Below are 24,196 nucleotides of genomic sequence, written 5' to 3'. Positions count from 1 at the left end.
AGGTGGCGCGGCTTGAAGTGTCAGGAAGGCGATGACGCTTCGTACCCGTGCTTGATCACGCGCCGGCGGCGACACGCCGCTGGAGTTCTGTCAAATTGACTTCCATTGTCACGGCCCCGATGGATTCGCCGTTGTCGGTGATGGTGAAGCTGACCTGGCCGCGCCAGATCTTGTTCTCGTCATCCCACTCAGGTTCATCGATGAACAACGCATCACTGGACACGTCATAGGTTTTCTGGAACTTGGCCTCGTCACCCTGCCAGAAGTCACCCGTGATCGAGCTCTGACCGACATTCAGGCCGTTGTGGTCCATGACGAAGATTTCGGCATACAAACCAAGCGATTGTCCCTGCAGCCGGGTGAGGTACACCGACAGTGGATTGGAAAGCGTGGCGGCGATCAGCGGCTTGTCATCGCTCTCGCGCTCTTCGCGCCATTGGGTATCAAGAGCGTCAATCTGGTCCTGCGGAAGCTTCTTGAGACGCTCATTCTGCGCACCGATCGAAATTCGCACGATATCCGTCTCGATCCAGCTGCGCATCTCGTCCACCACTGAAGCGGTAATGAGGCTGTTTATATCTGGTTTGGCGGGTTCCGCGGATGCGGGCGAGATCAGCGCACAAATGGCGGCTGCGGCAAGTATACTTCTCGAAAAGCCCATGATTGTCTCCTTTTGTACAACTTCTGGACCAACTCCTTTAAAACATGGTTAAGCACTAATTTTTTTATTAGAGATTCATGAAAAGACAAACATGGCCGGCTTCGTGATCCGCAGCTGTGAAATCGCGGGCAACCCGGCAGACACGCGACCGCTCATGGGGACAACGCATCCGGACCGACAGATAGACGGGCGTTATCCGGCGAGAATAACGCCCGTCAAGCGACGGCAGGGAATCCCTGCCATGCCGCCGGTCGCTGGCGAAAATGACCACCCAATCTTGCACCGGCCTTACCTTGCAGACGACCACACTTGTCGCGGCGCGCACACCATGCCAATGGAAGGCGCATGCGAGAAGGACTTTCCATGAAGCACAAGATCATAATCGATACAGATCCAGGCATCGACGATGCCATGGCGATTGCCTACGCCGTGGCCCACCCCGACCTTGAGCTTGTGGCGCTGACCACCATTTTCGGCAATGTCCGGACCCACGAGGCGACCCGCAACGCCCTGGCCCTGCTCGACCACTGGGGTGTTGCAGCCGACGTGGCGGAAGGGGAGCACGCACCGGTTACCATGCCTGCCAATGAACCAAGCTATCTGGTGCACGGCCGCAACGGCTTTGGCGAGGTTGAGATCCCGGCCTCCAGCCGCAGCAAGCATGCCCTTGATGCCGTCGATTACATCATAGAGGCAACCAAACGACATCCGGGCGAGATCTCGATCTGCGCCGTCGGACCCCTGACCAACCTCGCCCGGCTGCTCGAGCGTGATCCGGGCGTAGTATCGCGCGTCAAGTCCGTTATCGTGATGGGTGGTGCCGTGCATCGCAAGGGCAATGTCACGCCCATGGCCGAAGCCAACTTCTGGAATGACCCGGACGCGGCCGATGCCGTTCTGGCGGCATCCTGGCCGCTGGTCCTTGCCCCGCTTGACTGCACCATGCCGGTGGTGTTCACGCCCGATTTCATGCAGGCCCTGGCAAGGGAAAACCCGACACTGGGAAAACCGCTCGCAGCCATGGCCGAATTCTATGCGCGGTTCTACCGGTCGCACCTGGGTATCGGCGGCTGTGTGCCGCATGATGTCATGGCCCTGTCCTGGCTGACGGTTCCCGGCGCCTTCCGGCTGCAAAAGGGCGCGCTCGCCGTCATCACCGAAGGCCCCGCCATTGGCCAGACCCTGTTCCAGCCCGCCGGCACCCAAAGCCGCGCCCGTTGCTTTGACGGACGACCGAACCATATGGTGATGGTCGACACGGACCCGGAAATGTTCATGGCCGACTACATGATGGTGATGACGCGCCACGCCGGCTGAATCCGTTCCGGTCGGCTGCGCCAGAGGAGCAGCGATTTGGACAGTTTGAAAAGCGATGGTCTGGCTGTGGTCATTGGCAGCACCGGAGGTATCGGTGCTGCGGTTGCCGACGCCCTGCGCCACAGCGGCGCCTTTACCGAAGTGGTTGGCTTTTCCCGCAGGTCCGAGCCCGGACTTGATCTGCTTGATGAGCAGAGCATCCTCCAGGCGGCGAACACCATCAAGGCAAGGCAATCCGAACTTCGGCTGGTGTTCGACGCCACCGGTTTCCTGCATGATGACGGGCTGTCTCCGGAAAAGGCGCTGAGCGCCGTCACGCCCGATCATCTGGCGCATGCCTTCGCGGTCAACACAATTGGGCCGGCGCTGCTGATGAAGCACTTCCTGCCGCTGCTGCCCAGGCAGGGAAAATCGGTGTTTGCAAGCCTTTCCGCCAAGGTCGGCTCGATCGGCGACAACCAGCTCGGCGGCTGGTACAGCTACCGCGCCTCCAAGGCGGCACTCAACCAGCTGGTCCACACCGCCGCGATCGAGCTGGCGCGGCGCAGACCCGAAGCCGTCTGCGTGGCGCTGCATCCCGGCACGGTCGATACCGGATTGTCGTCCGATTTCGCCAAGTCCGGGCTGAGCGTGCAGCAACCGGCAGACGCTGCCGCCCGCCTTCTGAGCGTCCTCGATCGCCTGACGGCTGCCGACACCGGCGGTTTCTTCGATTACCGGGGCGATCCGCTGCCCTGGTGATCGCCGGGTTTGGCCGACTGCATCGCCAGTCGGATCCGGCCTTTACCCGGTTTTCACCAGCCTTGGCCTATAAGCGGGCATGACCGAGAACACGACCATCCGCTGGGGCATTGCCGGCACCGGAACAATTGCCACGCAATTCGCCTCCGACATCGGCTTTGCCAGGGGGGCAACCTTGTCCGCCGTCTGCTCGCGCGATCTGGCGAAGGCACGGCAATTCGCCGTTCGTCATTCCGGCGTGGCTTCATTCGGCTCCCTGCAATCGATGATCAGTTCGGGCGAAATCGATGCGGTCTACATCGCCACCCCGAACGCGGTCCATCTCGCCCAGACGCTCGAATGCATTGCGGCGGGCATCCCGGTCCTGGTCGAAAAACCCCTGACCGCCAGCCTCGGCGAAGCCCTGGAGATCGAGAAGGCGGCCCGGGCTGCCGGAAGCTTCGTCATGGAGGCCTTGTGGAGCCGCTACCTTCCAGCCACCACCAATCTGCGCAGAGCCTTGCGCGATGGCCGGATCGGCACCATCCGCAAGCTCGAAGCGGATCTGGCCTGGAAGCACGACTACGATCCCGAAAGCCGCTTCTTCGACAAGTCCCAGGGCGGCGGCGCGCTTCACGACCTGGGGATCTACGCGATCTCACTGGCACGGTATCTTCTCGGCGACCCCCTCAGCGTCGAATCCTCGTGGCGGGCTGCACCTTCGGGTGTCGACATCGCTTCAACCCTGCACATGCGTTTTTCAGGCGTTACAGCCGAGATCCGCTGCGGTTTTAACCGACAGGGCTCGAACCGGCTCCTCATCGAGGGCGACAAGGGCGTGGTGGTGATCGCCGCTCCCTTCATCAAGGCAGAACGCTTTACGGTCTACCCCTCGCGCCGTCTCGCTGATCTGCTTGAACCCGGCGGCAACAGCTTGCCTGAAAAGCTGCGCCGCAAAATCTTCACCCGCTTGCCGCTGCCGGGCGTGGAGCGGCATGTTCACGGCTTTCAAGGCTCAGGTCTGCAGTTCGAAATCGAAGCCGCGTCCAGCGCCATCCGCCAGGGCCTCGGCGAGGAACCCGACAACCGCCTCGAGGACGCCATTGCCGCGCTGCGCGTCATCGACGCCGTGTTGGCCAAGCCCCCAGCGGCGCAAGACACCGCTGCCTGATTTCAAGGCCGCTAGAAATCGGAGCGCGGCCTGAAGTGACCCGCACCTTCGTTCAGTGTCAGCGCCAGTTCCGTCAGGTGCAGGGCTCGTCGGCCTGAAAAGAACGGCACCTGCCCGTTCGCAAGATCCGCCGCCATGGCGGCAATGCCCCGGGCAAAATCGATCTGCGAGGGAAACGAGGCAAGCTTGCCCGCCCTTGCCGGAGCCGGATAGGCAACAGGGCGCCCATGGGTCAGCCGCAACGGCAACACCCGTCCGCGTTTGCGTTCGAACCTGCCCGCAAGCCTTTGCAGCAGTGGCCGTTTTTCGTCAAAGCGGCTGAGATGCACCGGCGAGCGGTCATCCCACAGGTCCCGGACCACGATGGTCCCCTGCTCGCCGACAATGGTCAGCGACCGGTCGCGCGGTGCCGCAAGGCCGCAGGTCAGGCGCGCGGTCACGCCGGAGCGAAACGACAGGCACCCAACGGCGAAATCCGGGGCCATCGCGATGCCCGCGGCTCCCGGCCCCTTGTCCGGGAATGTCAATGCCGAGAAGGCCTGGCCTTCCTCGACGGCGCCGAACAGCGACACCAGCCAGGACAGGCCATAGCCCGCGTGTTCGAGCGTGCAGCCGACTTCGAACTCGTGCAGACCCGGCCATTTTGCCCCAGACAGCGAGCGCCACTCCGTCCAGTTGTCCTTGAACACCGGCCCGTCTTCCATCTCCGCATAGGCCAGCCGTGGCTGACCGATGCGCCCGTCGGCAATCAGGCCCGCGACAAGCTGCTGTGCATCGGAAAGCCCGTTGGCCGGAGCGCCGCAGACCGTCAACCCCAGGCGCTCGGCAAGCTCGATAACTTCGCGGGCTTCCTCGAACGTCATGCCCAGCGGTTTTTCGCAATAGACATGCTTGCCCGCATTCAGCGCCGCGCAGTTCAGCGCGAAATGGCTTTCGGGTGTGGTCAGATTGACGATGATCGCAGTCTCGCCATCGCGCAGGCATTCGTCCAGCGAACCGTAAGCCCTGACATCGTGAAAACGGCAGAATTCGGCAAGCCGCGGCGCATCGTGATCCCAGACCCCGGCAAGGCCGAGCTCGGGATGGTTGGCAAGCGTCGTCATGTAGTAGTCAGCGACGAAGCCGGCGCCGACAAGTGCAATCTTGGTCATGGGTCCCCAGGTCCCGGCCTGCTGTCGCCACCAGGCTAGCAAGGCCGCGTTAAGATGCGGTTGCCTTCATTTCTGTCGAAACTGCAAAGCTCATGGTGCATCGGCCAGAAAGGATGCGATCCAGGCCAGCGGCGCATTCCAGTTGATGGCGATTTCGTTGGTTGAAAACGACCGTGAATCATCGACATAGCAGGCCTGTGGCGCACATCCGGAGAGTTTGCGGATGGCATAGTCATCGGCGAGCCCGCTGTTGGGTCCGCCCGCCAGCGCTCCCTTCGGAACAGCCGGGTAGGATGGATCGACGGAGGCGGCAAACATGTTGGAATACTGCCGCTGGGCATAGAGCGTGCCGTAGCCGGTCACGTAGGAAATCCCCAGCGCGTTGCGCCCGAGAATGTAATCCATGCTTTCGCGCACCGCCTGCAGGTAGCGCCGGTCGCCGGTGATGTCATAGGCCGTGGCGACAACAATCATGTTCTGGATCACCGACTGGTTCGAGCCCCAGCCAAATCGCTCGGGAGCGTACATAAAGCCGAAGGCTTCCTTGCGCTGGTCCCTCATGTAGGCTTCCGCCGCGTCCCGGACGGAAACCTGGACCGCCTTGAGATCCCGCTTCGGCAGCGCGGAGGGCACCGACGCAAGCTGCAGGCGCGCAAGAGCGGCCACCGAACGCCAGTCGAAGCCGTGCTCCTGGAACAGCGGCCCCGACCAGTGGGGCGACGCCTTGGCGCGCTCGAGCCAGACCGGATCGCCGGTGCTCAGGTACAGCTCCACGGCGGCCCAGTAGAATTCGTCGGAGACATCGTCATCCTGGTAATCGCCACCACCAAAGCTGCCGTCGGTGTAGGGCGCATACAACGCCGGATTTGCTTCCGCGGCGCGGTAGGCGCGAACCGCGGCGGCAAGCAGTGTTTCCGCGTATGGGCGATCAAATCCGGCAAACAGCCGCGCCCCTTGTGCCGCAGCGGCCGCCAGGTTGAGAGTGGCGGCTGTCGATGGCCGGTGCAACACCCGGAGCTCGCGGTCGCGGTGCGGCAGGACCGGCCCCACCGTCCAGCGGTTGCCGTGCACCTTGTGATGCGCCATGCCCGCCTGAGGCTCGCCCTCGGGAACCGTCATCGACAGCAGGAAATCAAGCTCCCAGCGCACCTCATCGAGGATGTCCGGAACACCGTTTCCCGCTTCGGGTATGAGGGCCAGCCCGTCCGCAAGCGCCGGGGACGAGGCACGGCTGTGATGAAGCGCCCGCTCATAGGTCCCGAGCAGCTGCGCTGCGGCAATGCCGCCATTGACCACATATTTGCCGAAGTCGCCTGCGTCATACCAGCCGCCGGCGACATTGAGCTTGTAGCCGCAGCTCCACGCCTCGCCGTAGACCTTGCGCGCCGTGCGGGTGTCGACGCAACCGACCGACGTGTCGCCCCGGTTGGGCGCCTTGCCCAGGTGCCCCGCCGGACGGCCATAGCCCTGCCCGGCCAGTTCCTCGCGGATTTCGATGCCGCTGCGCACCTTGTAGAAATAGCCGAGCGCATCGCGGCGCAGCTGGCCATAGGCCGTATCCGAAACCGAGAACGGCGGGCTGACGTCGTCACCGACCACCAGCCGGTAGCCGTCGCCAGGGGTCCTCATGCCGCTGAAATCGATGATGTGCACATCAAGGCCCGAGGAGGGATTGCGGCCTTCGGGCCTGCTGAACCCGGATGCGACGGTCTCGCCAGAGGCGGCAGTCATGCGCCATTCGACCCGCGCCTTGTCCTTGCGCACCAGGGTGGCGTGCTTGGGGCCGTCAGGGAAATAGGCGAACTGGTTGACGCGGATCGCAGACAGCGCGCCCGAAGCTGTGTCGGCCTCCGGCTCCTGGCCGGACTGCAGCGAGGCCACGTGCAGACAGAACCGCCACGGCGTATCCGACCCACCGAGCTGAAAGACCAGCTGGGCGCTTGCATGGCTCTCGGCAGCGGTGAAGTCTTCGCTCAGCGTCTGCTGGCCAACGCGCACGCTGCGCGTGATCTCGCCTTCCGCGGTCCACGGTTCCTCGGCCTTCTGCGCCAGCGCGCGCATCGGCCCGCCCGGATCGCCCGACACCGTGATCGACAGACGGTACCGCTCGCCCTTTGTCAGGCTGAGCCCGTTGAACCCGAGGATCGCATCCCAGGGCTGGGCTGCCCCGCCGGCCACCTGACCGCACAGCGAACCGGGCCGGTACTCGGCCTTGATGTTCGGAGTGGCCCACCATTCGCCGGCAAGCGTCGATTGGCCAAAGGCCGGATCAGGCAGCATTTCATCGGCTGCAGCATGTGCGGGAATGGCGGGGACCGCCAGCAAAGCAAGGAGGCCCGTCATGGCCCTGAGGTGCGTCATCGCTGTTTCCGGATTTTTTGATCGGAAAATGTGGCTGCCCTGATGGCCGCCATGGCTAAGCTCTTGCAACAAAATTAGGGTGTTGCCGTGAACAAAGGCTTAATTGCGCTCCCTCCCCCGACTTTCCATGCTTTCAGCCCTCCAGTCCGAGAAAGGCACGGCAGAGCGGATGCTCCGGATCGGAGAGCCCGTCAATCACGTCGAAATGGTGCTTGCCGGCTTCTTCGCAGATCTGCATCGGGGTCTCGAACCCGCGCCACATTTCGTAAAGCGCCCGGTTCTGCCGGACGAATTCCGGCCGCTCGTCGGCCCCCACCCAGGCCATCACCGGGATCGGCGCCAGCGGAGCGAGCAGCACCGGGCTTTCCGTTTGTGCTTCGGCCGCATCGGTATTCAGGATGTCGTTCATCTCGGTGCGCATCAGCGGACGCAGATCGTGAACGCCGGAGATCGAGGTGACTCCAACGATGCGGCTGAGGACTTCCGCTGGCAGCAAGGGGGTTCCGCTGATCATCCGGGTCACAAGCTGGCCGCCGGCGGAATGGCCGGTAAGCCGGATCGGGCCGGTCACCTCCTGTGCCGCTGCACCGATGGCCGCGGCAATTTCCCTGGCAATCCCGGAAATGCTGTTGTCCGGGCAGAGCGTATAGCTCGGCATCGCCACCGCATACCCATGCGCCAGCGGCCCCGAGGCCAGATGCGACCAGACCGACTTGTCAAACGCTTTCCAGTAGCCGCCATGGACAAACACCGCCAGGCCCTTGGGCGTGCCTTCAGGCAGAAACAGGTCGAAACGATTGCGCGAAGCCGGCCCGTAGGCGAGATCCAGTCGCGCCCTCCCCGCATTTTTCAATTCGTCCCGAAAGCTCTCCGCCATCGCCGTCCAACGAGGTGGAAAATCAGCTGCACCGGGGATATGGGCTCCATTCGCATAGGCATCGTCGTAGTCCGTAATTGGGTAATCAGTCACTTCAGGCTCCTTGGTTCTCAGCATATTTACCGGGCTTCAGCCGAAGCGCAATGTTGACAGTAAAAGTCAAATTTTGATCAATTGATAAAAAATTTGACCTTTTGATAAAACCGTTTCATTCTTTCAAAACTGCGGCGGCAAGGGCACCGGTGAGTTGCCCAAAAAAGACCGCAGACGAGGTTCTCGCAACGAGAGGGGTTCTGATGACTGTGTCCGAGACGAGCGATGTGAAGGCGAACCGGCTTTCCAGCGCCGAATATGTCGACAATTTTTCCGACATCCATCCTCCATTGACGCCGCACGAGGCGCTCGTGGAAGCCGACAGATGCTATTTCTGTTACGATGCGCCGTGCATGACCGCCTGCCCGACGTCCATCGACATTCCGATGTTCATCCGCAAGATCCAGGCCGGCAATCCGGTCGGCTCCGCAAAGACCATCTTCGAGCAGAACATCATGGGCGGCATGTGCGCCCGGGTCTGCCCGACCGAAACCCTTTGCGAAGAGGTCTGCGTGCGCGAGACCGCTGAAGGCAAGCCGGTCAAGATCGGTCTGCTGCAGCGCTACGCGACCGATACCTTCATGGAACGCGAACAGTCCCATCCCTTCACCCGGGCAACCCCGACCGGCAGGAAGATCGCCGTCATCGGCGCCGGCCCCGCGGGCCTGTCCTGCGCGCACCGGTTGGCAACACTCGGCCACGACGTCACCGTCTACGAGGCCCGAGAGAAAGCCGGCGGCCTCAACGAGTACGGCATCGCCTCCTACAAGACCACCAATGACTTTGCCCAGGACGAGGTCGACTTCATCCTCCAGATCGGCGGCATCACCATCGAGAATGGCAAGGCGCTCGGCCGCGATGTCACGCTCGAGCAGCTGACCGCGGATTTCGACGCGGTGTTTCTCGGCGTGGGATTGCCCGGCGTCAATGCGCTCGGCGTTGACGGCGACGACGCGGCCGGCGTGATCGACGCCGTCGATTTCATCGGTGTCCTGCGTCAGGCAGATGATCTTTCACTGCTCGAGGTCGGCCGCAGGGTCGTTGTCATCGGCGGCGGCATGACCGCGATCGATGCCGCCATGCAGGCCAAGCTGCTGGGCGCCGAAGAGGTTACCGTGACCTACCGCCGCGGCCAGGAGCACATGAATGCCTCGCTCTACGAGCAGGAACTGGCCCAGACCCACGGTATCGCCATCCGCCACTGGCTGATGCCGAAAAGCCTTGAGGTTTTGGACGGCGCTGTCTCGGCGATCACGCTGGAAAAGACTGCGCTCGATGCATCAGGCAAGCTTGCCGGCACCGGCGAGACCGTCACCATCCAGGCCGACCAGGTCTTCAAGGCCATCGGCCAGACCCCGGATGCCGGCCCCCTTGCAGGCGTTTCGATCACCCTCGAGAAAGGCCGCATCAGCGTCGATGAAAACCGGCGGACCTCGCATCAGAAGATCTGGGCCGGCGGCGACTGTGTCGCCGGAGGCGAAGATCTCACCGTGGTCTCCGTCGAAGACGGCAAGATCGCCGCTGAAAGCATTCACAAAGCCCTGATGGCTTGAGGAAGGAAAAGATATCATGGCTGACCTTTCCACCAATTTTCTCGGTATCAAATCACCCAACCCTTTCTGGCTGGCTTCTGCGCCGCCGACCGACAAGGCCTACAATGTCGAGCGCGCCTTTGAAGCCGGCTGGGGCGGCGTCGTCTGGAAGACGCTCGGAGAAGCCGGCCCGCCGGTCGTCAATGTCAACGGCCCGCGCTACGGCGCGATCTGGGGACCGGATCGCCGTCTGCTAGGTCTCAACAACATCGAGCTGATCACCGACCGCGATCTCGAGATCAATCTGCGCGAGATCAGGGAAGTCAAGAAGCGCTGGCCCGACCGGGCGATGATCGTGTCGATCATGGTGCCGTGCGAGGAGGCAAGCTGGAAGGCCATTCTTCCGCGCGTCGAGGACACCGGCGCCGACGGCATCGAGCTCAATTTCGGCTGTCCGCACGGTATGAGCGAACGCGGCATGGGTGCGGCCGTCGGCCAGGTGCCCGAATACATCCAGATGGTCGCCGAATGGTGCAAGCAATATTCGAAAATGCCGGTGATCGTGAAGCTGACGCCCAACATCACCGACATCCGCTATCCGGCGCGCGCTGCAAAGGCAGGTGGTGCCGACGCGGTATCGCTGATCAACACCATCTCCTCCATCGTTTCGGTCGATCTCGACAATTTCGCGCCGATGCCGACGATCGACGGCAAGGGCTCGCATGGCGGTTATTGCGGTCCTGCGGTCAAGCCGATCGCCCTCAACATGGTGGCCGAGATTGCCCGTGACGCCGAAACCCGCGGCCTGCCGATCTCAGGCATTGGCGGCGTCCAGACATGGCGTGATGCGGCGGAGTTCATCGCGCTGGGTTGCGGCACGGTTCAGGTCTGCACCGCAGCGATGACCTACGGCTTCAAGATTGTCCAGGAAATGGCCCAGGGCCTGTCCGACTGGATGGACGAGAAGGGCTATGAGACCATTGCCGACTTCCAGGGCCGCGCGGTACCGAATGTCACCGACTGGCAGTATCTCAACCTCAACTACATCACCAAGGCGAAGATCGACCAGGACCTGTGCATCAAGTGCGGCCGCTGCCACATCGCCTGCGAGGACACCTCGCACCAAGCGATTACCTCGATGGTCGATGGCGTCCGGCATTTCGAGGTGATGGACGACGAGTGCGTCGGCTGCAATCTCTGCGTCAATGTCTGCCCTGTCGATGATTGCATCACCATGGTGCAGATGACCGAGGGATCGGACCCGCGGACCGGCCAGTCGATCAACAATGATTATGCCAACTGGACCACACACCCCAACAACCCGATGGCAAAGCAGGCAGCCGAATAGCGCCTGCCATTCCAGTTGCTCACGAAATGCAGACCGGCCGCGAACAACGGCCGGTCTTTTTTGTGAAGTAATGCCGGTGCATCCGGCCGCTCGACGTCGGGGCAGGTGATAAAACCACCTGATTGGTTGTCTGGAAGTCAGCCAGTTGCTAACAAAGTTCCAGGGACTGTCTACTGCCTTGGGGATAATCATGAGACTGTATTCTGTACTTGCTCTTCTTGCCTGTCTGGTGCTGGCCTCATGCCAGACCATGTCCAAGGAGGAATGTGCGGTTGCCGACTGGCGCGTGATCGGCGAACAGGATGGTGCCGCCGGCTATAATCCGCAGGATCGCTTTGCGCGGCACGTCAAGGCCTGCACCAGAGCCGGTGTCGCTGCCGACCAGACCGCCTGGTATCAGGGTTATCAGCAGGGCCTGCCCCGCTACTGCACACCGCTCAACGGCTTGAGTGTCGGCAGCCAGGGCAAGACCTACGCCAATGTCTGCCCCGTCAATCTCGAGACAGGCTTCCGCGAAGGCTACGAACTCGGACGTCTGCACCATGAGAAGAAGCGCGAGATCTCCAGTCGGGAATCGCGCATCCGCAGCCTTGAGCAATCCATCCGCGACGATGAGAAACTGTTGACTGCCGGCACCGAGGACCGCCGCGCGGTGGAACGGCGGATAGATGACAACCGCCGCACCATCCGGGATCTCGATCGCGACATCGGCCGGATGGAATCCGATCTGCGCCGCATCGAGGACGACATGGAGGATTTCCGTTACCGCGTGGTACCGTTCTCGCAAGGCTAGGACCTGCCGCCTTGTCTCCGTATTCTCTTTCACATGGGTTTTCGCTCCGCGCGATGGCGCCTGCCGGCTGACCGGAACCCCAACTGCTCGGCACGTCGTTGCGGCGCTGCACGAAACACATGATTACCGGGTCTGCGTATGCGTAACACTGACACTCTGCCGACGGTTCGCCGGATCACCCTGGCACTGCTTCTCATCCTTGGATCACTGCTGCAGGGATGCACGGGAATCGGGACTACCGACAAAGGTGTGAAACCCGCCAGGGCAAGCCTTCAGGCCTGCTGCACCAGCATGGAGGACTATCCGCGCTGGTATGTGGACATGGCGCGCACCGTCGCCCCGGCGCTCGGCACCGTGTTGAGCCATGTGTCCTGGCGCAGCGGCTATCTCAGGTCGAAGCAGGCCGCGCAGGAAGCGGTCATGGACGTCCTGCAGCCGCTCGACATCGTTCTGGTCAGTTCCAAGGGAAAACGCTCGGGCCAGATGATTCCGGGACTCTTCGGCCATGCCGCGATCTATCTCGGCACCGAACAGGAACTGCGGTACCTTGGCATCTGGTCTGCGCCGGAAGTTGAACCGCACCATGCGAAGATCCGCGCCGGTCAAGTCTTCATCGAGGCAGATGCCGAGGGCGTGCATCTGTCGAGACCCTCCATCGTCCTCAATACCGATGCGGTCGCAGTCCTGAGGCCGCGAATTGCCAATATTGAGCGGCGCCGCAGGACAGCGGTCGATTTCTTCGCGGCCATGGGGATGAAGTTCGACTTCCTGTTCGACGTCGATTCCCCCGACTGCACCTTCTGCACCGAACTCATCCACAGGACCATGCCGCAGCTCGACCTGCCGATCATGGAAATCTACGGCGTCCGGACCATCATGCCCGACAGTGTCGCCGTTTCAGCCATCCGCAGGCGCGGCGGCACCCTGGCCTTTGTCGGATATGTCAAAGCCGACCGCTCCAACTGGAAGCAGGGCTCGATCGGTGAACTGGCAAACGACATCGGCAGCCATTGGGCCGATCGCTAGCGTTAGACTGTGGCCCGCTGCTCGCCCGCGATGCCGCGCATCGCCAGTGGTTTCTGCCCGTAGTGCTGCCGGAAGGCCCTGGCAAAACCCTCCGGGGACCGGTAGCCGTAGCGCCGCGCGACAGCCTCGACCCGGTCTCCCTTCTGTAGGTCCTGCCGGGCCAGCGTCAGCCGCCAGCGCCTGAGATAGGCCGCCGGTGTTTCGCTGACCACCGCAACAAAGGTCTCGGCGAAACGGCTGAGCGAGAGCCCCGCGATGACCGCGAGATCGTCATTGCGCCAGTCCCGTCCGGGATTGCCGTGAATGGCGACGATCGCCCGGTTCAACCTTGCATCCGAAAGCCCCGAGAGCAGTCCCGGCCGTGTCGAGCCCGCTTCGATTTGCGCCCGCAGCAGCCGAACGACCATGACTTCGCCAAGCCGGTTGACGACCGAAGCGGACCCACAGCGCGCCGCCGCGAGTTCCGAGTGCATCAGCCGGACGAGACTGAACGCTTCCGCATCCGCGGAGAGGTCAAAGCAGATCCTGTCGGGCAGTGCCGACAGAAGCGGATTTGACGCTCCGCCCCACGCGACGGCGGCAGCGAACAGGACCGTGTCCGGGTCAAGGTCAGCCCCGACGCCGGCACCACCAAACCAGACAACACCGGGAGTGCCGTCTTCGCGGCCGGTTACCACCATCGTTGCCGCGGCCAGGGCCACGGGCTTCACTTCCAGCGTGAAGCGCTCCATCAGCGTTGTCAGTCTGTCCATTTGGCTCATGTCGGCGTTTCAGTCAGTTTAATCGGATTTTTCTGACTTTATTTCCGCTATGCTGAAATCACAACCCCGATGTGAAAGGCTTTACCCATGCTGCTTCCCCGCCAGAAAACCCCGGATCTTAAACTCCCGACGCTCGATCACGGCGAATTCGACCTGACGACCGACACGTCGGATCGTGGCACGGTGATCTGCTTTTACCGCGGGCTGCACTGCCCGATCTGCGCCACCTACCTCACCGAGTTTCAGAAACGGGTTGCAGATTTTGCCGAGCGCGGCGTGGCCACCATCGCCATCAGTTCCGACGGCGAGGAACGCACCCGCCAGATGGCTGAGAAGATTGGTGCCGACACGCTCCGGTTCGGCTACGACCTGCCCTTGGCCAAGGCGCGGGAATGGGGGCTCTACATTTCCACTTCGCGCGGCAAGACTTCGATCGGCATCGAGGAGCCTGCGTTGTTCTCCGAACCCGGCCTGTTCATGGTCACCCCGCAGCAGACGCTGTACTACGGCTCCGTGCAGACCATGCCGTTCGTCCGGCCGCATTTCTCGGAACTGGTCGGCGCACTCGATTTCGCCATCAAGAACGATTATCCGGCGCGCGGCGAATACACCGGCGCGGTATAATCCCGTCCAGGGATGAATGACGGCGCTAGATCGAGCGCTGGTTGACCCGCAGGGAGAGCGCCTCGGCGCTTTCCACGCGCTCGGAGTAGCGGTCGACGAGATATTCCGACCGTCCGCGCGTCAGCAGGGTGAACTTCATCAGTTCCTCCATGACATCGACCATGCGGTTGTAGAACGGCGACGGTTTCATCCGCCCTTCCTCGTCGAATTCCGCGAACGCCTTAGGCACCGATGACTGGTTCGGGATGGTGATCATCCGCATCCAGCGGCCCAGAACCCGCATCTGGTTGAGCGTGTTAAAGCTCTGCGATCCGCCGCTGACCTGCATCAGCGCCAAAGTCCGCCCCTGCGTTGGCCGCACGCCGCCGATCGGCGCCAGTGGCAACCAGTCGATCTGCGTTTTCATCACCCCGGTCATCGCACCGTGCCGCTCCGGCGAACACCAGACCTGGGCTTCCGACCACAGCGACAGCTCGCGCAGTTCCAGGACCTTGGGATGGCCTTCCGCCTCGTCGGAGACGAGAGGCAACCCGGCGGGATCAAACACTTTGACCTCCGCGCCGAGTGCTTCGAGCACGCGCTTGGCTTCCAGTGTGAGGAACCGTGAATAGGATCGCCCCCTGAGCGACCCGTAGAGCATCAGCACCCGCGGCGGGTGGCCGGGCTCGCCCGGCAGTGAAAGCGTATCCAGGTCCGGACGCTGAAAGCTGTCCGGCTCGATGTTCGGCAGGTCCTTGGTCATGGGGCGGTGATCACCTCTCCGTCTTCCTTGGTGTAGGTGGCGCCGGGCGCGACATCGAGAAGCGCAAAGATCGCCTCCGATGGACGGCAAAGCGCTACCCCCTTCCGCGTGCAGACGATCGGTCGGTTGACCAGAACCGGATGCTCGAGCATTGCATCCAGGATCACCTCATCGCTGACCGTCGGATCAGTCAATCCCAGCTCCTCCGCCGGAGACTTCGACACCCTCAGCGCCTCACGCGGGGTCAGGCCGGCGGCGGCAAACAGGGCCTGCAATTGCCCGCGGGTCCAGCCGGTCTTGAGATATTCGATGACCACTGGTTCGCCGGCAAACGCCCTGATGATTTCAAGCACGTTGCGCGACGTCCCGCATCCGGGATTGTGGTGGATGACAATGCTCATGATCGGCTCCTGCACCATTGGCGTTGATCGGGTCGCCTTAGCGCATGCGGCGGGACAATGCCAGACTTATATCAAGCATTCTTGATAGCTCAATCGCGGGCAGCCCCCTGTCCGGACCGCCTGTCCCGATTTTCCAGGCGCCGGGGATCCCGGCAACTGATCGCGCAGGAACCCGGCCCGGCATCTTGATTACCCGCGCCATCAATTGCACAAGGTTGACCGGATAAAGGAGACCATCATGAGCATTGATCTGACCGGCAAGACTGCATTGATCACCGGCGCCAGCCGCGGCATTGGCGAGGCAGCGGCCCGCATTCTCGCAGGCTATGGCGCCAATGTCGTCCTCGCGGCGCGGTCGAGTTCCGACACCGCCCGGATTGCGGCCGACATTGGCGAAAGGGCGCTTGCCGTAACCTGCGACGTGGCAGATTACAGCGATCTCGACGCCGCGATGACAAAGGCGGTCGACCGTTTCGGCAGCCTCGACATCCTTGTCAACAATGCCGGCGTGATCGACCCCATCGCCCGGATCGAGGAGTCCGACCCTGAAGCCTGGGACCAGGTCGTCGATATCAATTTCAAGGGCGTCTACCATGGTCTCCGGGCCGCGATCCCGGTGATGAAGCGTGGGGGCGGCGGCGTCATCATCAACATCTCTTCAGGCGCGGCCACCGGTGCGCTTGAAGGCTGGAGCCATTATTGCGCCACCAAGGCCGGGGTCCTGTCGCTCACCCGCTGCGCCCATGTGGAATGCGCGGCCGACAACATCCGTGTGGTCGGCCTTTCACCGGGGACCGTGGCCACCGACATGCAGCGCTCGATCAAGGACTCCGGCGTCAATCCCGTGAGCCAGCTCGACTGGTCCACGCACATCTCGCCCGAATGGGTCGGCGAAGCCATCGCCTGGCTCACCACGGACGCGGCGCGCCCATATGATGGCGATGATTTCTCGTTGAAGACCGAAGAGGGACGCCGCGCTGTCGGGCTGATCGACTGACTGCCTCCAGCCTCAGCCTTCGAGTGGTCGCGGTGCTGCGACCGTCTTTTCATTCGGTCGCAGCCCCTCGAGAAACAGCGTCTCGAGATAGCGCGCAGCATCCTCGAACCGGCCCGCGGCACCGCGGTCCGGGCCGAGGATGACCTGAACCTGGACATCGAAATCGGCATAATGCTGCGTGGTTGACCAGATCGAGAAAATCAGGTGGCGGGGGTCGACCGGATTGATCTTTCCGGCCTTCATCCAGCCCTTGAGCACTTCCGCTTTTTCATCGACCAGCGGCTTGAGTTCGCTTTCCAGGAGCCGCTTGATCCGCGGTGCACCCTGCAGAATCTCGTTGGCAAACAGACGGCTTTCGCGCGGGAAATCACGCGCCATCTCGAGCTTGCGGCGGATGTAGGATTGCAGCTCCGGCAAAGGATCGCCAACCGCATCAAGCTCCTGCAGCGGCTCGAGCCATTTGACCAGAAGACGGGCGATCAGCGACTCGTAGATGTCCTGCTTGCGCCGGAAGTAATAGAGCAGGTTGGGCTTGGACATGCCGGCATGTTCTGCGATCCGGTCGATCGTCGCACCCCGAAATCCATGCACCGAGAACTCTTCAAGAGCGGCGTCGAGGATGCGCTCCTCGTTCTCCATCTGAATGCGGGTCTTGCGTTGGGTTTCGGTGGCCCTTGCCTTCAAGTCATGTGCTCCATTTCATTCCCACGACTGGCGGCAATCCGTTGCACCGAAGCTGTTGCGCACAACGCCGAATTTGCCTTGACCGGGTGATTGACCCTGATAGAGTTTTATCAAACAGTCAATATTTCGCAACAAAGCACTGTCGGCGGATACAAGCCACGTGAAGTGGCACTTGACTGAAGGATCGGGAACCCCACGCGTCAGGAGGCGCACCAGCCATGTCAAACCGGCTCAACACAACCCCCAATGATCTGCGTGCGTTCTGGATGCCGTTCACCGCCAACCGCCAGTTCAAGCAGAACCCGCGGATGCTGGTCGGCGCCAGGGACATGCATTTCACAGCCTCCGACGGCCGCAAGATCCTTGATGGCACGGCGGGGCTGTGGTGTGTCAACGCAGGCCATTGCCGCCCGAAGATCACCGAGGCGATTGCCCAGCAGGCAGGCGAGCTGGACTACGCGCCTGCTTTCCAGATGGGCCACCCCAAGGCATTTGAGCTGGCCAACCGCCTGGTCGACATTGCGCCCGATGGCATGAACCATGTGCTTTTCACCAACTCCGGCTCGGAGTCGGTCGAAACCGCACTGAAGGTGGCGCTCGCCTACCACCGGGTGAAGGGCAACGGCTCCCGCACCCGGCTGATCGGCCGCGAGCGCGGCTATCACGGCGTCAATTTCGGCGGCATATCGGTTGGCGGCATCGTCACCAACCGCAAGATGTTCGGCACGCTGCTGACCGGCGTCGATCACATGCCGCACACTCATCTGCCGGCGCAGAACGCCTTCACCAAGGGCCAGCCCGAACATGGCGGCGACCTGGCAAGCGAACTCGAACGCATCGTCACCCTGCATGACGCCTCGACCATTGCCGCCGTCATCGTCGAGCCGGTGGCGGGCTCCACCGGCGTGCTGATCCCGCCAAAAGGCTATCTCAAGAAGCTGCGCGAGATCTGCACAAAACACGGCATCCTGCTGATCTTCGACGAAGTCATCACCGGTTTCGGCCGCCTCGGCTCTCCCTTCGCCGCCCAGCACTACGACGTCATGCCGGACATGATCACATCCGCCAAGGGCCTGACCAACGGCGTCATCCCGATGGGCGCGGTTTTCGTCACCTCCGAGATCCACGACGCCTTCATGCAGGGCCCGGAGCACATGATCGAGTTCTTCCACGGCTACACCTATTCGGGCAACCCGATCGCATCCGCCGCAGCGCTCGCAACGCTCGACACCTACAAGGAAGAAGGCCTGCTGACCCGCGCTGCCGAACTGTCCCCCTACTGGGAGGAGCAGCTGCATTCGCTGAAAGACTGCCCGCATGTCATCGACATCCGCAACACCGGCTTGATCGGCGCTATCGAGCTCGATCCGATTGCCGGCGAGCCGACCAAGCGCGCCTTCTCGGCCTTCCTCAAGGCCTATGACGACGGCTTGCTGATCCGCACCACCGGCGACATCATCGCGCTCTCCCCGCCCCTGATCATCTCGAAGGATCAGATCGACGAATTGTTTGAAAAACTGCGCACAGTGCTCAAAGGGGTCACGTAACCATGCAGATCATTGAAAATGCCATCGGCGGCAAGCTGACGATTTCCGGCTCGGACCGCAGGTCCCCCGTCTTCAACCCGGCGACCGGCGAACAGATCGCCGAACTGCCGCTCTCGACGGTCGAGGAAATCAACGCGGCCGTGGCCAACGCCAAGGCGGCCCAGCCGGCCTGGGGCGCGATGCCACCATTGAAGCGCGCCCGCTTCATGTTCAAGTTCAAGGAACTGCTCGACCGCCACGCGAGCGACATCGCCCGCGAGATCAGCCGCGAGCACGGCAAGACCCATGACGATGCACTCGGTGAAGTCACCCGCGGCATCGAGGTGGTGGAATTTGCCTGCGGCATCCCCAACCTCTTGAAGGGCGATTTCTCCCGCAATGTCGGCCCCGGCGTCGATTCCATCGCCGACCGCCAGCCGCTGGGCGTTGTCGCCGGCATCACCCCGTTCAATTTCCCGGCCATGGTGCCGATGTGGATGTATCCGATCGCGGTCGCCTGCGGGAATACCTTTGTCCTCAAGCCCTCCGAGCGCGATCCCTCCGCGCCGATGCTGGCCTGGAAACTGTTCCAGGAAGCAGGCTTCCCCGAGGGTGTGCTCAACATCGTCCATGGCGACAAGCTTGCCGTCGACACCCTTCTCGATCACCCCGATGTCAAGGCAATCAGCTTTGTCGGCTCCACCCCGATCGCCGAATATGTCTATTCGCGCGGCACCGCCAACGGCAAGCGCGTGCAGGCGCTTGGCGGTGCCAAGAACCACATGGTGATCATGCCCGACGCCGACATGGACCAGGCCGCCGACGCGCTGATGGGCGCAGGCTATGGCTCCGCCGGCGAGCGCTGCATGGCGATCTCGGTCGCCGTTCCCGTGGGCGAGAAGACCGCCGACGCGCTGGTTGCCAAGCTCAAGCCCCGTGTCGAGGCGCTCAAGATCGGCCCTGCCACCGACGAGACGGCCGAGATGGGCCCGGTGGTGACCAAGATGCATCAGGAAAAGGTGCTGGGCTACATCGACCAGGGCGTCAGCGAAGGCGCCGAACTGGTGGTCGATGGCCGCGGCTTTTCGCTGCAGGGCTACGAGAACGGCTACTTCGTCGGCGGAACGCTGTTCGACCGCGTCACCACTGACATGACCATCTACAAGGAAGAGATCTTCGGCCCGGTGCTTTCGGTCGTCCGCGCCGGCAGCTTCGACGACGCCGTCAAGATGATCAACGACCACGAATACGGCAACGGCACCGCGATCTTCACCCGCGACGGCGACGCCGCCCGCGCCTTCTCGGATTCCATCGAAGTCGGCATGGTCGGCGTCAACGTGCCGATCCCGGTGCCGGTCGCCTATCATTCCTTCGGCGGCTGGAAGCGCTCGCTGTTCGGCGATCACTCGATCTACGGCCCTGAAGGCGTCCGTTTCTACACCCGCCTGAAAACCATCACATCGCGCTGGCCCAACGGCATCAAGTCCGGCGCGGTCTTCACTTTCCCGAGCTGAGCCCGAGCTGAACCATGACACGCGAACCTGCCACCGCAACAACCCTGGTCGATGACGACCGCGTCCGCGTGACGCGCTTCGATTTCGCCCCCGGGGCGGAGACCGGCTGGCATGTTCACGGTCATGATTACGTCGTCACCCCGGTGACCGAATGCGTCATGATGCTCGAGGAGCCGGGCGGTGGCACCCGTGAAGTGACCATGGCGCCGGGCGAGGCCTATCGCCGCCCGCTCGGTGTCGAGCACAATGTCATAAATGCCGGAACAAGGCCGATGAGCTTTGTCGAAGTCGAACTGAAATAGGAGACCACCATGTCCGCACCCGCAGCAAACCTCCGCATCAACCCCGACCGGCTGTGGGACTCGCTCATGGAGATGGCCAAGATCGGACCGGGCGTCGCCGGCGGCAACAACCGCCAGACCCTGACCGACGAGGACGGCGAAGGCCGCCACCTGTTCCGCAAGTGGTGCGAACAGGCGGGGCTCACTATGGGTGTGGACACCATGGGCAACATGTTCATGACGCGGCCCGGCACCGATCCCGATGCGCTGCCGGTCTATGTCGGCTCTCACCTCGACACCCAGCCCACTGGCGGCAAGTATGACGGCGTGCTCGGCGTTCTGGCCGGCCTCGAGCTGGTGCGCACGCTCAACGATCTCGACATCAAGACCAGGCACCCGATCGTAGTGGTCAACTGGACCAACGAGGAAGGCACCCGCTTTGCCCCTGCCATGCTGGCCTCGGGCGTATTCGCCGGCGTGCACGAGCAGGACTGGGCCTATGACCGCGTCGACGCCAAGGGCAAGCGCTTCGGCGACGAGCTCGAGCGCATCGGCTGGAAGGGCGACGAGGAGGTGGGAGCCCGCAAGATGCATGCGCTGTTCGAGCTGCACATCGAGCAGGGCCCGATCCTCGAGGCCAAGGGCAAGGATATCGGTGTCGTCACCCACGGCCAGGGCCTGCGCTGGGTCCAGTGCACCGTTACCGGCAAGGAAAGCCACACTGGCTCGACCCCGATGCCGATGCGGCTGAACGCCGGCCGCGGCCTCGCCCAGATCACCGAGCTGGTGCACCAGATCGCCATGGACAATGCGCCCAACGCGGTGGGCGCCATCGGCCACATCGACATCTACCCCAACTCCCGCAACATCATTCCGGGCAAGGCGGTCTTCACTATCGATTTCCGCAGCCATGAACTCGATACGCTCAATGGAATGGTCGACCGGCTGATGGCCGAAGCGCCGAAACTCTGCGATGCCCTGGGCGTCGGCTTCGAAGCCGAGATCGTCGGCCAGTTCGACCCGCCGGAATTCGACCACGGCTGCGTCAAGGCGATCCGCGACGCCGCCGAGCGGCTGGGCTACTCCCACATGGACATCATCTCCGGCGCCGGCCACGATGCCTGCTGGATCAACCGCGTCGCGCCCACCGCCATGGTCATGTGCCCCTGCGTCGACGGCCTGTCGCACAACGAGGCCGAGGAGATCACCAGGGAATGGGCCGGCGCAGGCTGCGACGTTCTCATGCATGCGGTGGTGGAAACCGCCGGCGTGGTGGAGTGAACCGATGAACACATCAGCCAAAGTCGTGTCCCTCGAGAACTCCGAAGAGACTCAGCTTCGCATAGACCTTGCAGCCGCTCTTCGGCTCGCTGCCTATTATGACTGGCACGAAGGCGTCGCCAACCATTTCTCGGCCGCAGTCTCGCCCGACGGGAAAAAGTTCCTGATGAACCCGCGCTGGAAGCATTTCTCGATGGCCAAGGCCAGCGAAATGCTTCTGATCGACGCCGATGATCCCGACACCATGAAGCGTCCCGATGCGCCCGATCCGTCGGCCTGGTCGATCCACGGCGCCATCCATCGCCGCGTGCCGCACGCCCGCGTGGCGCTGCATCTTCATCCGCCGCACGCCACCGCGCTCGCGGGCCTGAAAGATCCCTCGATCAAGCCGATCGACCAGACCACGGCCCGGTTCTTCAACCGGCTGGCGATGGACATGGATTTTGGCGGCATCGCCAATGACGAGGCGGAAGGCGAACGCATCGCAGCCACCATCGGCAATCATTCCAACGTCATGATGGCCAATCACGGCGTCACCACCGTCGCCCGCACCGTGGCCGAGGCCTTCGACGCCATGTACCATCTCGAGCGTGCGGCGCGGACCATGGTGCTGGCCTACTCGACCGGCCAGCCGCTCAACGTGATGAACGACGAGCTGGCTGAATCCGTGGCGCGCGAATGGGAGGTCTACAAGGACGCCGAATTCTCGCATTTCGAGGAAATGAAACGCGTGCTCGACCGGGAAAACCCCGGCTATGCCGACTAGACGACCTGCATCTTGAGAAGGCCGCATAAAGACGGCCGATCAACACACGAATTGGAACAGCAAGAGGACGTGCATCATGAGCACCACCGTCATCAAGAACGGAACCATCGTCACCGCCGACCTGACCTACAAGGCGGACGTGATGATCGAAGGCGGCGTCATCACCGCCATCGGCCCCAACCTGGTGGGCGACAAGTCGCTCGACGCCACCGGCTGCTATGTCATGCCCGGCGGCATCGACCCCCACACCCATCTCGAAATGCCGTTCATGGGCACCTACTCCGCCGATGATTTCGAAAGCGGCACCCGCGCAGCGCTGTCCGGCGGCACAACCATGGTCATCGATTTCGCGCTCCCCTCGCCCGGCCAGTCGCTTCTCGAAGCGCTGACCATGTGGGACAACAAGTCGACCCGCGCCAACTGCGATTACTCCTTCCACATGGCGATCACCTGGTGGGGCGAGCAGGTGTTCAACGAGATGGAAGCGGTGGTCAGGGATCGCGGCATCACAACCTTCAAGCACTTCATGGCCTACAAGGGCGCGCTGATGGTCGATGACGACGAGATGTATTCCTCGTTCCAGCGCATCGGCGAACTGGGCGGCATCGCCATGGTCCACGCCGAGAACGGTGACGTGGTGGCACAATTGCAGCAAAAACTGCTCGCCGAGGGCAACAACGGCCCCGAGGCGCACGCGTATTCGCGGCCTGCGGAAGTCGAGGGCGAGGCCACCAACCGCGCCATCATGATCGCCGACATGGCAGGCACGCCGCTCTATGTCGTGCACACATCCTGCGAGCAGAGCCACGAGGCCATCCGCCGCGCCCGCCAGAAGGGCATGCGGGTCTGGGGCGAGCCGCTGATCCAGCATCTCACGCTGGATGAGAGCGAATACGCCCATCCCGACTGGGATCATGCGGCCCGCCGGGTGATGAGCCCGCCCTTCCGCAACAAGATGCACCAGGATAGTCTCTGGGCCGGCCTTTCGGCCGGATCTCTGCAGGTGGTCGCCACCGACCATTGCGCCTTTACCACCGAGCAGAAGCGCTACGGCGTCGGCGATTTCACCAAGATCCCCAACGGCACCGGCGGTCTCGAGGACCGCATGCCGATGCTCTGGACCTACGGTGTCGCCACCGGGCGGCTGACCATGAACGAGTTCGTCGCCGTCACCTCGACCAACATCGCCAAGATCCTCAACTGCTACCCGAAAAAGGGCGCGGTGCTGGTGGGCGCGGATGCCGATCTGGTGGTCTGGGACCCGGAAAAGTCCAAGACCATCACCGCAGGCAGCCAGCAGTCGGCGATCGATTACAACGTCTTCGAGGGCAAGCAGGTCAAGGGCCTGCCGCGCTACACGCTGACCCGCGGTCACGTCGCTGTCCATGATGGCGAAATCCGGACCCAGGAAGGCCACGGCAAGTTCGTCGCCCGCGAACCGGTCACCCCGGTCAACAAGGCGCTGTCCTCCTGGAAGGAGCTCACCTCGCCGCGCAAGGTGGAACGCTCGGGCATCCCGGCAACCGGGGTATAATGGCATGGTCCTTGCCAGCATCACCTTTGGCGCTG

The 24,196-nt window shown here is 62.8% G+C and carries 23 protein-coding genes; 15 read left to right on the top strand and 8 right to left on the bottom strand.

The window, feature by feature from the left end; translation table 11 throughout:
* Nucleotides 1–55: 55 nt before the first annotated feature.
* Nucleotides 56–661, bottom strand: coding sequence for a hypothetical protein (locus GTW23_RS02315; RefSeq protein WP_252914471.1), 606 nt, complete (start codon nucleotides 659–661; stop codon nucleotides 56–58).
* A gap of 363 nt (nucleotides 662–1,024) precedes the next feature.
* Here GTW23_RS02315 and GTW23_RS02310 point away from each other — a divergent pair, with 363 nt between their 5' ends.
* The 3 genes from GTW23_RS02310 (at nucleotide 1,025) to GTW23_RS02300 (ending at nucleotide 3,869) form a co-directional block, all read left to right on the top strand.
* Entirely contained in the window at nucleotides 1,025–1,978 is a 954-nt protein-coding gene (locus tag GTW23_RS02310; protein ID WP_252914470.1) for a nucleoside hydrolase, read from the top strand.
* A gap of 36 nt (nucleotides 1,979–2,014) precedes the next feature.
* Nucleotides 2,015–2,719 carry an SDR family oxidoreductase gene (locus tag GTW23_RS02305; RefSeq protein ID WP_252914469.1) on the top strand — a complete coding sequence of 235 codons (705 nt, stop codon included), beginning with the start codon at nucleotides 2,015–2,017 and terminating at the stop codon, nucleotides 2,717–2,719.
* Between the two features lie 79 nt (nucleotides 2,720–2,798).
* Complete coding sequence (locus tag GTW23_RS02300; RefSeq protein WP_252914468.1) at nucleotides 2,799–3,869, top strand: Gfo/Idh/MocA family protein; 1,071 nt, start codon at nucleotides 2,799–2,801, stop codon at nucleotides 3,867–3,869.
* An 11-nt stretch (nucleotides 3,870–3,880) separates the two neighbouring features.
* Here the strand turns inward: GTW23_RS02300 and GTW23_RS02295 are convergent, their stop codons facing one another.
* From GTW23_RS02295 to GTW23_RS02285, 3 genes are all read right to left on the bottom strand, one after another.
* Complete coding sequence (locus GTW23_RS02295; RefSeq protein WP_252914467.1) at nucleotides 3,881–5,020, bottom strand: Gfo/Idh/MocA family protein; 1,140 nt, start codon at nucleotides 5,018–5,020, stop codon at nucleotides 3,881–3,883.
* A gap of 90 nt (nucleotides 5,021–5,110) precedes the next feature.
* A complete protein-coding gene (locus GTW23_RS02290; RefSeq protein WP_252914466.1) occupies nucleotides 5,111–7,381 on the bottom strand; it encodes a glycoside hydrolase family 9 protein in 2,271 nt (756 codons plus the stop codon).
* A gap of 133 nt (nucleotides 7,382–7,514) precedes the next feature.
* Nucleotides 7,515–8,351, bottom strand: coding sequence for an alpha/beta hydrolase (locus GTW23_RS02285; protein ID WP_152007646.1), 837 nt, complete (start codon nucleotides 8,349–8,351; stop codon nucleotides 7,515–7,517).
* A 203-nt stretch (nucleotides 8,352–8,554) separates the two neighbouring features.
* Here GTW23_RS02285 and GTW23_RS02280 point away from each other — a divergent pair, with 203 nt between their 5' ends.
* The 4 genes from GTW23_RS02280 to GTW23_RS02265 all read left to right on the top strand — a co-directional run bounded on the left by GTW23_RS02280 (nucleotide 8,555) and on the right by GTW23_RS02265 (nucleotide 13,050).
* Nucleotides 8,555–9,904 carry an NAD(P)-dependent oxidoreductase gene (locus GTW23_RS02280; protein ID WP_252914465.1) on the top strand — a complete coding sequence of 450 codons (1,350 nt, stop codon included), beginning with the start codon at nucleotides 8,555–8,557 and terminating at the stop codon, nucleotides 9,902–9,904.
* A 16-nt stretch (nucleotides 9,905–9,920) separates the two neighbouring features.
* Complete coding sequence (gene preA, locus GTW23_RS02275; protein WP_252914464.1) at nucleotides 9,921–11,231, top strand: NAD-dependent dihydropyrimidine dehydrogenase subunit PreA; 1,311 nt, start codon at nucleotides 9,921–9,923, stop codon at nucleotides 11,229–11,231.
* A 190-nt stretch (nucleotides 11,232–11,421) separates the two neighbouring features.
* Nucleotides 11,422–12,024, top strand: coding sequence for a DUF2799 domain-containing protein (locus GTW23_RS02270; RefSeq protein WP_252914463.1), 603 nt, complete (start codon nucleotides 11,422–11,424; stop codon nucleotides 12,022–12,024).
* A 138-nt stretch (nucleotides 12,025–12,162) separates the two neighbouring features.
* Entirely contained in the window at nucleotides 12,163–13,050 is an 888-nt protein-coding gene (locus GTW23_RS02265; protein WP_252914462.1) for a YiiX/YebB-like N1pC/P60 family cysteine hydrolase, read from the top strand.
* Nucleotides 13,051–13,052: 2 nt separating this feature from the next.
* Here GTW23_RS02265 and GTW23_RS02260 read toward each other — a convergent pair whose 3' ends face one another.
* Entirely contained in the window at nucleotides 13,053–13,811 is a 759-nt protein-coding gene (locus GTW23_RS02260) for a helix-turn-helix transcriptional regulator (protein ID WP_252914461.1), read from the bottom strand.
* A gap of 87 nt (nucleotides 13,812–13,898) precedes the next feature.
* Here GTW23_RS02260 and GTW23_RS02255 point away from each other — a divergent pair, with 87 nt between their 5' ends.
* Nucleotides 13,899–14,435, top strand: a complete 537-nt coding sequence (locus GTW23_RS02255; protein WP_252914460.1) for a peroxiredoxin-like family protein — start codon at nucleotides 13,899–13,901, stop codon at nucleotides 14,433–14,435.
* Nucleotides 14,436–14,460: 25 nt separating this feature from the next.
* Here GTW23_RS02255 and arsH read toward each other — a convergent pair whose 3' ends face one another.
* Both arsH and arsC read right to left on the bottom strand, forming a co-directional pair.
* Nucleotides 14,461–15,177: an arsenical resistance protein ArsH gene (arsH, locus tag GTW23_RS02250; protein ID WP_252914459.1), complete on the bottom strand. Its 717-nt coding sequence runs from the start codon at nucleotides 15,175–15,177 to the stop codon at nucleotides 14,461–14,463.
* Entirely contained in the window at nucleotides 15,174–15,578 is a 405-nt protein-coding gene (gene arsC / locus GTW23_RS02245; protein ID WP_252914458.1) for an arsenate reductase (glutaredoxin), read from the bottom strand. The genes arsH and arsC overlap by 4 nt, the downstream gene beginning before the upstream one ends.
* A gap of 238 nt (nucleotides 15,579–15,816) precedes the next feature.
* On the opposite strand from arsC, the gene GTW23_RS02240 reads away from it, so the two are divergent.
* Nucleotides 15,817–16,575 (top strand): SDR family oxidoreductase, encoded by a 759-nt coding sequence (locus tag GTW23_RS02240; protein ID WP_252914457.1) that lies wholly within the window; start codon nucleotides 15,817–15,819, stop codon nucleotides 16,573–16,575.
* A 12-nt stretch (nucleotides 16,576–16,587) separates the two neighbouring features.
* Here the strand turns inward: GTW23_RS02240 and GTW23_RS02235 are convergent, their stop codons facing one another.
* Complete coding sequence (locus tag GTW23_RS02235; RefSeq protein WP_152011417.1) at nucleotides 16,588–17,214, bottom strand: TetR family transcriptional regulator C-terminal domain-containing protein; 627 nt, start codon at nucleotides 17,212–17,214, stop codon at nucleotides 16,588–16,590.
* A gap of 263 nt (nucleotides 17,215–17,477) precedes the next feature.
* Here GTW23_RS02235 and aptA point away from each other — a divergent pair, with 263 nt between their 5' ends.
* The 6 genes from aptA to hydA all read left to right on the top strand — a co-directional run bounded on the left by aptA (nucleotide 17,478) and on the right by hydA (nucleotide 24,161).
* Nucleotides 17,478–18,806, top strand: a complete 1,329-nt coding sequence (aptA, locus tag GTW23_RS02230) for an omega-aminotransferase AptA (RefSeq protein WP_252914456.1) — start codon at nucleotides 17,478–17,480, stop codon at nucleotides 18,804–18,806.
* A gap of 2 nt (nucleotides 18,807–18,808) precedes the next feature.
* Nucleotides 18,809–20,299: a CoA-acylating methylmalonate-semialdehyde dehydrogenase gene (locus GTW23_RS02225; RefSeq protein ID WP_252914455.1), complete on the top strand. Its 1,491-nt coding sequence runs from the start codon at nucleotides 18,809–18,811 to the stop codon at nucleotides 20,297–20,299.
* 14 nt (nucleotides 20,300–20,313) lie between these two features.
* A complete protein-coding gene (locus GTW23_RS02220; RefSeq protein ID WP_252914454.1) occupies nucleotides 20,314–20,601 on the top strand; it encodes a cupin domain-containing protein in 288 nt (95 codons plus the stop codon).
* Between the two features lie 9 nt (nucleotides 20,602–20,610).
* Nucleotides 20,611–21,861, top strand: a complete 1,251-nt coding sequence (locus tag GTW23_RS02215) for a Zn-dependent hydrolase (RefSeq protein ID WP_252914453.1) — start codon at nucleotides 20,611–20,613, stop codon at nucleotides 21,859–21,861.
* Between the two features lie 4 nt (nucleotides 21,862–21,865).
* Complete coding sequence (locus tag GTW23_RS02210) at nucleotides 21,866–22,627, top strand: class II aldolase/adducin family protein (protein ID WP_152007632.1); 762 nt, start codon at nucleotides 21,866–21,868, stop codon at nucleotides 22,625–22,627.
* Between the two features lie 76 nt (nucleotides 22,628–22,703).
* Nucleotides 22,704–24,161 carry a dihydropyrimidinase gene (hydA, locus tag GTW23_RS02205; protein ID WP_252914452.1) on the top strand — a complete coding sequence of 486 codons (1,458 nt, stop codon included), beginning with the start codon at nucleotides 22,704–22,706 and terminating at the stop codon, nucleotides 24,159–24,161.
* Nucleotides 24,162–24,196 lie beyond the last annotated feature (35 nt).

This window comes from Parahoeflea alexandrii (assembly GCF_024105735.1).
In the GTDB taxonomy this organism is placed as follows: Bacteria; Pseudomonadota; Alphaproteobacteria; order Rhizobiales; family Rhizobiaceae; genus Hoeflea; species Hoeflea alexandrii.
This window is presented reverse-complemented; position numbering and strand designations above follow the sequence as displayed.

What these genes read in the sequence shown, in the direction of transcription:
- preA (WP_252914464.1), top strand. Translation starts at nt 9,921, where the DNA reads ATGGCTGACCTTTCCACCAATTTTCTCGGTATCAAATCACCCAACCCT.
- GTW23_RS02260 (WP_252914461.1), bottom strand. Translation starts at nt 13,811, where the DNA reads ATGAGCCAAATGGACAGACTGACAACGCTGATGGAGCGCTTCACGCTG.
- GTW23_RS02295 (WP_252914467.1), bottom strand. Translation starts at nt 5,020, where the DNA reads ATGACCAAGATTGCACTTGTCGGCGCCGGCTTCGTCGCTGACTACTAC.
- GTW23_RS02315 (WP_252914471.1), bottom strand. Translation starts at nt 661, where the DNA reads ATGGGCTTTTCGAGAAGTATACTTGCCGCAGCCGCCATTTGTGCGCTG.
- GTW23_RS02280 (WP_252914465.1), top strand. Translation starts at nt 8,555, where the DNA reads ATGACTGTGTCCGAGACGAGCGATGTGAAGGCGAACCGGCTTTCCAGC.
- aptA (WP_252914456.1), top strand. Translation starts at nt 17,478, where the DNA reads ATGTCAAACCGGCTCAACACAACCCCCAATGATCTGCGTGCGTTCTGG.
- GTW23_RS02210 (WP_152007632.1), top strand. Translation starts at nt 21,866, where the DNA reads ATGAACACATCAGCCAAAGTCGTGTCCCTCGAGAACTCCGAAGAGACT.
- GTW23_RS02235 (WP_152011417.1), bottom strand. Translation starts at nt 17,214, where the DNA reads ATGGAGAACGAGGAGCGCATCCTCGACGCCGCTCTTGAAGAGTTCTCG.
- arsH (WP_252914459.1), bottom strand. Translation starts at nt 15,177, where the DNA reads ATGACCAAGGACCTGCCGAACATCGAGCCGGACAGCTTTCAGCGTCCG.
- GTW23_RS02290 (WP_252914466.1), bottom strand. Translation starts at nt 7,381, where the DNA reads ATGACGCACCTCAGGGCCATGACGGGCCTCCTTGCTTTGCTGGCGGTC.
- GTW23_RS02215 (WP_252914453.1), top strand. Translation starts at nt 20,611, where the DNA reads ATGTCCGCACCCGCAGCAAACCTCCGCATCAACCCCGACCGGCTGTGG.
- GTW23_RS02220 (WP_252914454.1), top strand. Translation starts at nt 20,314, where the DNA reads ATGACACGCGAACCTGCCACCGCAACAACCCTGGTCGATGACGACCGC.
- GTW23_RS02300 (WP_252914468.1), top strand. Translation starts at nt 2,799, where the DNA reads ATGACCGAGAACACGACCATCCGCTGGGGCATTGCCGGCACCGGAACA.
- GTW23_RS02265 (WP_252914462.1), top strand. Translation starts at nt 12,163, where the DNA reads ATGCGTAACACTGACACTCTGCCGACGGTTCGCCGGATCACCCTGGCA.
- arsC (WP_252914458.1), bottom strand. Translation starts at nt 15,578, where the DNA reads ATGAGCATTGTCATCCACCACAATCCCGGATGCGGGACGTCGCGCAAC.
- hydA (WP_252914452.1), top strand. Translation starts at nt 22,704, where the DNA reads ATGAGCACCACCGTCATCAAGAACGGAACCATCGTCACCGCCGACCTG.
- GTW23_RS02255 (WP_252914460.1), top strand. Translation starts at nt 13,899, where the DNA reads ATGCTGCTTCCCCGCCAGAAAACCCCGGATCTTAAACTCCCGACGCTC.
- GTW23_RS02225 (WP_252914455.1), top strand. Translation starts at nt 18,809, where the DNA reads ATGCAGATCATTGAAAATGCCATCGGCGGCAAGCTGACGATTTCCGGC.
- GTW23_RS02240 (WP_252914457.1), top strand. Translation starts at nt 15,817, where the DNA reads ATGAGCATTGATCTGACCGGCAAGACTGCATTGATCACCGGCGCCAGC.
- GTW23_RS02270 (WP_252914463.1), top strand. Translation starts at nt 11,422, where the DNA reads ATGAGACTGTATTCTGTACTTGCTCTTCTTGCCTGTCTGGTGCTGGCC.
- GTW23_RS02310 (WP_252914470.1), top strand. Translation starts at nt 1,025, where the DNA reads ATGAAGCACAAGATCATAATCGATACAGATCCAGGCATCGACGATGCC.